This window comes from Stackebrandtia sp. (assembly GCF_035643755.1).
GTDB lineage: Bacteria > Actinomycetota > Actinomycetes > Mycobacteriales > Micromonosporaceae > Stackebrandtia.
In genome coordinates, this window is record NZ_DASQPW010000191.1 from 20,527 (window position 1) to 29,442 (window position 8,916).

Sequence of the window (8,916 nt, forward strand, 5' to 3'; positions counted from 1 at the left end):
TGAACCGATGCGGATGGATCCACGTCACATATGGGCGTCTTCGCGAGCGGATCGCTCGATCCATTCGCGATGCGACGCGTTCCTATGTGTTCTGGAGAGGGCATTGGCATGGCGTCCAACGGTTCGGCGAACATACCCGTATACCCGTGTCCACAGTGCGGGGCCATGTCGTGGGCGGCGTATTGTCCCGGTTGTGGCCGGGGGCCCGAACCCGCGCTGACCGAGCTGGCCTCGGTCGACTCCCAGATCGGGTGGCGACGGGCCAAGTCCGTCGAGCTGCGCAAGAGCTTGGGGCTGTTGGAGCGCGAGACCGACGAGCTGGTGCACCGCCGCGTCGGGCTGGTGGCGTACCTGGAGGGGCTGCGGCGGGCGGCGGCGCCGACGCCCGTTCCCGCCCCCGCTAGGGTTCCCGCCCCCGGTCCCCCGCCCGTTTGGGCACCCGGTCCCGTGCCCGGCCACGCGCCCGAGGCCGCGTCCCCACCCGCGCCGCCCAGGCCCGAGGCGTCGACGCGGTCGATCCAGAACATCCTGCTGATCCTCGGCGGGGTGCTGTCGGCGGCGGCCGTCATCGTCTTCACCGTCGTGGCCTGGGCGACCTTCGGCGCCGTGGGCCGCGCCGCCATCCTGCTGGCCATCACCGCCGTCATGGCGGCGGTTCCGCTGTGGTTGCGGCGCAAGGGTTTGAGCGCGACCGCCGAGACCCTGTCGGGGCTGGCGATCCTCATGCTGGGGTGCGACGGGTTCGCGCTGCGCTATCTGCGGGTGATCCCGCCCGTCAACAACGGATCGCAGGCCTCGCACACGATCACCAACGCGATGTCCCACGGCGTCAACACGCCGATGATCCTGTTCGGCTGCGTCGCGGTGACGGCCTTCGCCCTGGGGTACCGCATGGTCACCCGAATGCTGGTGCCCGGCTTCGCCGTCGTCGTGGCGGGCGCCGCCACCCTCGTCCTCGGGTACGTCCAAACCAGACCGCTGCCGGCAACGGCCGCGCTGGCGCTGCTGCTGGGGGTCGTCATCGCCGCGGCCTGGCTGTTCGAGCGTTTCCCCGCGCACCAGGGCCGCCGCGCCTCGCGGCTGTTGACGCAGGTTTCGGGCGGATTGGCCGTGGTGACGGGGATCGGGCTGCTCTCCTTTGGACTGTCGGGGTCGTGGATCAACGGCTGGCCGATCCACCAGGTGGCGCCGCTGGCGATCGGCGTCGCGGCCGCCGTGGTGTATTGCCCGAGGCTGCCGCGGCCGTGGCGCCCCGGCCCGATGTACACGGCCTATGTCGCCAGTGGACTGGTCGGCGCGGGAGCCGCGGCGATCGCCCTGGCGGTCGCGGTGCGGTGGACGTGGAGGCTGCTTCCCGTGTGGCACTTCGGAAGCCACCACGGCGCATCGGGAGTCCACGCGCTGCCGTCCCAGACGCTGGTGGCGCTGGCGGTGCTGACGATCGCGATGGGAAGCGTGGAGTGGATACGGCGCCGCTGGTGGTTGATCGCCTGCGCCATCACGCTGTGCGTGCTGGTGGCACCCGCGGCCCTGGGCCTCGACTGGGTTGCCGCCGCCGTGTTCGAGTCGACGGCCGCCGTGGTGGCGGCGCTGATCGCGGCGACGGGCCCGCCGGCGGCCGTGCGCGCCATGCTGGCCCTCGGCGGGGCCGCGTTCGCCTACGCCCTCGTGCTGGCCAACGGGGGCGAGCGCGCGTCGCTGGTCGTTCTCGGTGCGCTGACGGTCGCGTTGGTGGCCGTCGGCGCGATCGCGCTGCGCGGGAAGCGCGGCATGCCAGCGGGTCTGATGTTCGGGACGGCGCTGTGGACGGGTCTGGGTGCCGTGCCGTCGGGGCTTCACCTGAGCGGCATGACGATCCACCACCTGACACCGGTGTGGATGCTCGCCGTCGCGCTCGCGCTGGTCGCCGTGTCGGCGGGGCTGGCGACGGTGCCGCTCGTCCCGCCGCCCGACGCCGACACGGCAAGCGACGAACAACCGTCCGAACCGGACGCCGAAGCCGCCGCGCCGCCGAACCCCGGCGCCCCAGCGGTTTCGTCCCCCGCGCTGGACGCCGACCCGCTCGCGCTGGCCTGGCGGCTGTACCTGCTGCCGGGACTGTTCCTCGCGGTGATCACCGCGACCGTCGGCGGGCTCGCCCTGGGTGCCACGGGATACGCCTCCCCCGTCGTGGTCATCTCCGCCGTCGCGATGCCGGTCGCCGCCTACGCCCTGCTGCCCGTGACGGCGCGGGCCACCCGCCCCCGCCTCGACGCGGCGGTGGCGTCCTGTGTGGCCGCGGCCCTGGCGGGAATCGGCGGCGTGGCGGCGGCCTGGTGGCCCCACGAATCCCTGTTCGCCTACACGGGCGCGTCCATCGTGGTTGGCCTGCTCGCCACCGCGCTGCCCCGCAAGGTCTCGCGCGGAACCTCCTGGGGCGCCGCCATCGTCGGCGTCGCCTCCACCGCGTTGTCGGGCCTGATCGCGCTGTCGTGCGTGCCCGTCATGTGGGGGCTCACTCCGTCGCCGCCCTGGCTGGACTGGCGGACCCCGTTCATCCTGGCCCTGGCGGGCCTGGCGTCGCTGGCGCTGCTGCCGCCGCGGTGGCGCACCGAGGCGGCGTACGCCTGCGCGGCCCTGGCCGTGGTGGCGGTCCCCGCCACCTGGCGGGCGCTGCTGTGGTGGGTCGGGCCCAGCCTGGTCCTGGCGGTGGCGTGCGGATACGCGTGGTGGTCGGCGTACGCGACGAGCCGCGGGCGGGCGGGCCGACGGATCGCCGTCGCGGGGGCGTGGGCCGCGTACGCCATCACCGCGGCGGTCTTCAACCCCTTCGCCCCCAACGACTCCGCGGCGTACTCGCTGACCGCGCGGCTCGGCCTGGTGCTGGTCGTCGTGTGCGGGGCATTGGCGGTGGCCGCCCGCGCACGGCAGCCCATCATCGGCGGGGTGTCGGTGTCGTGCGCCGTGGCGCTGCTGCCGGGGGTGCTGGTGATGGCGGGGCTGGCGGATTCCTGGCCCGCGCAACGCATCCAGCTGGCCGCGATGATGGCCGCCTGCGCGGGGCTGCTGGTCGCGGGCCTGCTGAGGGTCGCGGGGTCGCCGTACCTGGCGTGGGCCACCATCGTGGTGCCCACCGTGGCGACCGCCTGTGCCCGGGCGGGCATCCCGTCCGAGCAGTCGCCGATGTACGCCGCGACCGCGGGCCTGATCGGCGTCGGCGCGGGCATGCTGATGCTGCCCAACCGCCGCGCCGCCGCTATCCGCGCGGGACTGTCGTGTGTGTCCATCCTGGCGACCTTCGCGTCGGTGATCTGGCTTCCCTTGGTGGCCTTGGGATTCCCGTACCGCGGAGTGCTCCGTCCGTGGACGAGCACCCCGAGCCACACCCTGGACGCCCTGGGATCGCGCGCGGCACACCTGGCGGGCGAGCCCCTCGGCCTCGCCGTGTTGGCCATCGGCTCGGGCGCCGTGGTCCTGGCGATCCTCGGGCTGGCGGGCCGCCGCGGCGCCGCGGGCGTCTCCATGGTCGCGCTGGCGCTGGTGGTGCCGAGCCTTCCCGTGGTGCTCGACCTGCCGTGGCCGACGCTGCCGTACGTCACGGTCGCCGTCGCCATCGCCGCGTACCTGCTGTGTGTCCACGTCAGACTCCGCGGCCCGGAGCTGATCGCGCCCGTCGCGGTGGCGGCGATCGCTGGGGGCGCGGCGATCGCGGGCTCCCTGACCACGTCGAGCTCCACAGTGGGTGTTCTCGCGCTGAGCTGCGCCGCCGCGTTCAGCGGGGCGCTGGCGGGCGCGGGCACGGCGCGGCGGGTGGTGGGCTGGCTGCTGGCGTCGGGCCTGTTGTCGGGCCTGGTCATCGCGATGGGCTACGCCGTCCACCTGCCCACCACCCGCGTCGCGCTCGGCGCGATCGCGGTGTCGGTGGTGCTCCTGGCCGTCGCGTCGCTGCGCGGCCGCGCCACGGGCGTGGCCACCTGGGCGGCCGAGCTCGGCGGCCACCTCGCGGCGCTGCCCGCCCTCGGGCTGGCCGCGTGGTTCATCCCGCGGCTGTCGGTGGTGCTGGTGATCTACGGCGCGGTGCTCGGGTTGCTGGCGGTTCGGGCCCCGCTGCACCGCGAACGCGGCTATCTGTTGTGGCACAAGCGCGGTTACGCCCTGTCCGCCACTGCCGCCGCGCTGGCGGCGTACTGGCTGCTGCTGTTCGACACGCGAGTGTCCACCATAGAGACCTACACGGTTCCGTTCGCGCTGTTGACGATCCTCGGCGGGTGGCTGGAGCTGCGTCGCCGGCCGTCGCTGCGCAGCTGGATCGCCTACGGTCCCGGCCTGTGCCTCGGCCTGCTGCCCACCCTGGCGCTGATCCTGATCTCCCCCGATGAGCCGCTGCGCCGCCTGCTGCTGGGCGCGGCCTCCATGGCGATCCTGCTGCTGGGCACCTGGCGCCGCCTTCAGGCCCCCGTGGTGGCGGCGGGCATCGTGCTGACGGTGCAGGCGCTTCGCGAGATGTCGCTGCTGTGGTTGTACGTGTCGTCCTGGGTTCCCCTGGGCATCGGGGGATTCCTGCTGTTGCTGGTGGGCGGCACCTTCGAGCGCCGCCGCCGCGAGATGGCGAAGGTGCGGCGGGTGGTCGCGGCGATGCGGTGAGCCGGGGCCTACGTTCCCGAGCGGTGGCCGAAGACGTGCACGGCGTCGTTCATGCGCAGCATGCCGTACAGCTTCTTGGCGTCGTCGTGCAGCAGGTTCACGCAGCCGTGGGAACCGTTGGGGTCGTGGAGATACGTGGTCGTCTCGTGTAGACCCATGCCGTTGTAGAAGTGCTGCCAGTACGGCAGCCACTCGTGGTAGATCGTCGACCAGTGCTTCTCGCCGCGCGAGTTGATGAAGAAGTGACCCGTGGCGGTGGTCAGGCCCTTCTTGCCCGTGCGCACCACGGTGGGCCCGAAGACGGTCTTGCCGTTCTTGGTGACCCACAGGGTCTGGTGGGTCAGGTCGACGCACACCACGCGGCCGCTGCCGCCGCCGCATTTGTCCATGTCGGAGCCGACGAGGTGGCGGGCCAACGTGTCGGTCAGCTTGTCCGCGGTTCCCTCGGCCGACTTGACGCCGAAGCGCTTCTGGAAGTCCTTGATGGCGTCGCAGTCGTTCCTGGACTGACGCCCGTCGACGTTCAGGGTTCCGAAGCCGCCCAAGCCGTTCAGGGCCTGCTCCACCTGCTCCTGATACGGACCCGTTTCGCAGCCGGTGAACTCGGGCTCCTTCGACGCGTCGTCCTTCGTGCCGTCGTGGGTATCGTGCGCCGATCCCCGATCGTCGTTGGCGTAGGCGTTGAACGCCCACATCGTCGAGCCCGCCACCACCGCGGCCACGGCGCTGATCACCAGGATCGCTTTGCGCACACCCATTCTCGCCTCCTTGGTCGATGCGACCCTATCCGAACGGACGTATACCAGTCCCCCGGGCTCGGCAGCGGGTAGGGTCGCTGATGGTCAGCAGCGCACACAAAGGACGCGAGGTATCCGTGTAGTGACATACAGCAAGCTACGCCGCTGTGTCTGCGCGCTGTTCATCGCCACGGTCGCGTTGACGGCGACGGCCTGTCAACACACCGAGAGCAAGTCCGAGGCCACCCCCGACCACCACGCCGACTCCGATGAGTCCCCCCAGTTCGTCGTCGCGCTCGACGCGGGCCACAACGGCGGCAACGCCGACCACCCCGAGATCATCAACGACAAGGTCAACGTCGGCAACGGCAAGAAGCCCTGCAACACCAGCGGCACCCAGACCAGGGACGGGTACGCCGAACACGCCTTCAACTTCGACGTCGTCAAGCGCATGGTCGCCCTGTTCAAGAACGACAGCGTCAAGGTGGTGCTGACCCGCAAGACCGACGACGGCGTCGGCCCCTGCGTCGACAGGCGCGCCGAGATCGGCAATGAGGCACATGCCGATCTCGCGTTGTCCGTCCACGCCGACGGCGGTCCCGCCGACGGCCGCGGCTTCCACATCATGGAGCCCAAGACCGTCAAGGGCCACAACGAAAAGATCGTCAAACCCTCGGCCGCCTTCGCCAAGGTGATCGCCAAGTCCGTCGAGGACGGCACCCCGATGAAGCCGTCCACGTACATCGGCCACGACGGGCTCAACCCCCGCGATGACATGGGCGGCATGAACCTGTCCAAGGTTCCCACCGTCATGGTGGAGTCGGGGAACATGCGCAACGCCGCCGACGCCAAGCTCCTCAAGGACAAGGGATTCCGCCAGAAACTGGCGAAATCCCTTGTGGATGGAATAATGGACTATCTCATCCAGAACCGCTGAAGAGCCGGATCACAGTCCCGCCGCGATCGTGGTGAACTCCCAGTCGTCCTGGGCGATGCCGCTGCAGTTCGACACCGTCCCGCCGCCCGGGCAGGGTCGGTCGCGGTTGACCGCCCAAAACGCCAGCCGCGCCAGGCCGTTGCCCTTGGCCCAGTCGCGGATCTGGGTCCAGGTCTGCGGCGTGGTGTTCTCCGCCTGGTCGCTCAGGCCGTTCATGCCCGACAGTCCCATGTGGGAGTAGGCGGTGGCGTCGCTCCAGCCGTAGGCGGACTTCAGCATGTCGCGCAGGCCGTTGGCCGCCGAGACGGTGTTGCCGTACATGTCGGCGCCGCCGCCGAAGTCGAACGGCATCACGGTGAACACGTCGATGCCCGTGTCCAGCGCCTTGGACTGGTCGATGAGGCGCTTGCCCCAGGAGTTCGGTCCGCTGGTGGTGGTCCCGAAGGTCGCGATCGTGGTGAGCCCGGGGTTGTTCTGGTTCAGGATCTTCATGGCGCCCAGGATGCGGTCCTGGACCGTGGCGTTCTCCATCTCGTCGGTGTTCTCTATGTCCATATCGACGGCCTTGAGTCCGTACGCGTCGATCACCTTCTGATAGGCGCCCGCCAGCTCCGCCGCCGTGGAACAGTTCGGCCCCAACTTGTTGCCCTGCCAGCCGCCGAACGACGGCACCACGCTGCCGCCCGCCGCCTGGATCTGCGCGATCACTTGGGCGTCAACGCCTCCCTGCAGGGGACGGTTCCCGTCCCAGGCGGGATTGCAGCCGCCCGAGGACAACACGAACGCCATGGTGAAGCTCTTGATGCCCGTGGCGTTCATGACCGTCGACGCCGAGGGTGGGTCGCCCCAGCCCTCGTAGAGATAGGGGGCGGCCTTGCCGCTGCCGCCGCCCGTGCAACCGCTGGTGGTGGCCGAGATCGCGCCGCTCTTGCCCGATTCGCCCGCGTCGTTGTAGGCGGCGATGTTGTAGGTGTGGGCGGAGCATGTGGACAGTCCCGAGATGGTGGTCGACGTGCCCGTCACGGTGGCGCGCACCGTCGATCCCTCGTAGACGCGGTAGCCCGTCACGCTTCCCGACGCCGCCGACCACGACAGGCCGATCGAGGAGTTGGTGGTCGCGGTGACCTTCGGGTTGCCCGGAACCCCTGGCGCGCCAGGGGTTCCCGTGCCGTCGCACGAGACGCCGTTGAGCTGGCATCCCGTCGGCGTGGCCGAGCCGCTGACGATGAAGCCGAAGGTGACCGAGCCGCCCGGCGAGATGGACTTGTTGTAGTCGCGGTTGGTGAAGGTGTTGTGGTTGCCCGAGTTGGTGAGCAGGGCGTCCCAGTAGGTCCCGACCTGGCTTCCCGAGGCGAGGTCGAACTCGACGCTCCAGCCGCTGATCGCGGCCGAGCCTCCATTGGTGATGGTGAACTTTCCCTGGTACCCCGTGCCCCAGTCGGAGTCCTTGCTGAACGCGGCCGTGGGCGAGGCGGCCGCTGCGGGTGTGGTGGCGACGACGATGCCCGAAAGCGCCAACAGCGCGATCGCCGTCATGCGGACAATATTTCGCATGTGGATCATCCTTGATGGACTGTCGCCCGCGTCTTTCGGGCACGCCGATGAGCCCCGACGCGGGGACAAGGTGAAAAACGGGCGCGGCCGCTGCTGTCGCGGCCAGGGAACCATCCGGTTCCCAATAATTAAATTTCCTAATTGATGGGCAACAGAAGGTTACTGCGCTCCCACAGCACCAGTCAATACCTACTCAGTTCCCTTGCCCACCAACATGACCTCGGCGGCGCTCGCCAACCCCGCGGCGAACCGCGGATGCGCCACGATCACGGGCCGAGCCCGCGCCACGGCCCGCCAGGCGGCGTCCTGAAACACCTCGTCCCCCACGCACCGATCGAACGCCACCATCGCCCGGGCCGCCAACGCCCACCCCGACGGCGTGGGCCCGTCCGTCGGATCGCTCGGCCGACTCACCAGCGCCCCCGCGCCGCGCCCCGTGTCGTGCAGCCCGCCCTCGGCATCGCTGAACTCCTCCACGATCGCCTCCAGCAGCGGCCTGGCCCGCTCCAGCCAATCACCATCCCCAGTAGACTCAAACAGCGCCACAAACGCCCAGGCCACGGCCCCGTAGTCCTCCAACACCCCGGCGGCCTCCCCCGCCACCCCGTCCCGCGACACCCGCCGCAGCCGACCATCCACCACGTGCACGTCGGCCAACAGCCGCCCCGCCGCGACGGCGGCATCCAACGCCGTAGAAGGGATCGAGCTCTCCGCGGCTCGCGCCCCGACACCCCCGAGCCCCCTGCGCTTCGCGTACCCACACAACCCCAGGATCGCCAACCCGTTCCACGCCGCGACCACCTTGTCGTCGCGCTGCGGCTGCGGCCGCTCGTCGCGCACCGCCAACAACCGCCGCCTCACGTCCGCGAACCGCTCCGCATCCTGCGGCTCTTCGGGAAGCCGCAACACGCTCGTCCCGTGCTCGAATGTCCCCGCGTCCGACACCGCGAACACCCCCCGAGCCCACTCCCCGTCGCCGTCCCCCAAGACCTCGCGCAGCTGCGTCGGCGTCCACACATACGTCGCGCCCTCCACCCCCTCGGTGTCGGCGTCCAACGCCGACGC

5 protein-coding genes are annotated in these 8,916 nt (G+C 70.6%); 2 read left to right on the forward strand and 3 right to left on the reverse strand.

What is annotated here, in order from left to right; all coding sequences use genetic code 11:
• Positions 1-165 precede the first annotated feature (165 nt).
• Positions 166-4,623: an SCO7613 C-terminal domain-containing membrane protein gene (locus VE172_RS14565; RefSeq protein ID WP_324802646.1), complete on the forward strand. Its 4,458-nt coding sequence runs from the start codon at positions 166-168 to the stop codon at positions 4,621-4,623.
• An 8-nt stretch (positions 4,624-4,631) separates the two neighbouring features.
• On the opposite strand, the gene VE172_RS14570 is transcribed toward VE172_RS14565, so the two are convergent.
• A complete protein-coding gene (locus VE172_RS14570; protein WP_324802647.1) occupies positions 4,632-5,381 on the reverse strand; it encodes a L,D-transpeptidase family protein in 750 nt (249 codons plus the stop codon).
• A gap of 121 nt (positions 5,382-5,502) precedes the next feature.
• Between VE172_RS14570 and VE172_RS14575 the strand changes: the two genes are divergently transcribed.
• Positions 5,503-6,297 carry an N-acetylmuramoyl-L-alanine amidase gene (locus tag VE172_RS14575; protein WP_324802648.1) on the forward strand — a complete coding sequence of 265 codons (795 nt, stop codon included), beginning with the start codon at positions 5,503-5,505 and terminating at the stop codon, positions 6,295-6,297.
• A gap of 9 nt (positions 6,298-6,306) precedes the next feature.
• Here the strand turns inward: VE172_RS14575 and VE172_RS14580 are convergent, their stop codons facing one another.
• The gene (locus tag VE172_RS14580) at positions 6,307-7,851 is read right to left on the reverse strand and encodes a cellulose binding domain-containing protein (protein WP_324802649.1); all 1,545 of its coding nucleotides are present in this window, start codon (positions 7,849-7,851) and stop codon (positions 6,307-6,309) included.
• 189 nt (positions 7,852-8,040) lie between these two features.
• Positions 8,041-8,916 (reverse strand): YyaL domain-containing protein (locus VE172_RS14585; RefSeq protein ID WP_475525902.1); only part of this gene is annotated, 876 nt, incomplete at its 5' end.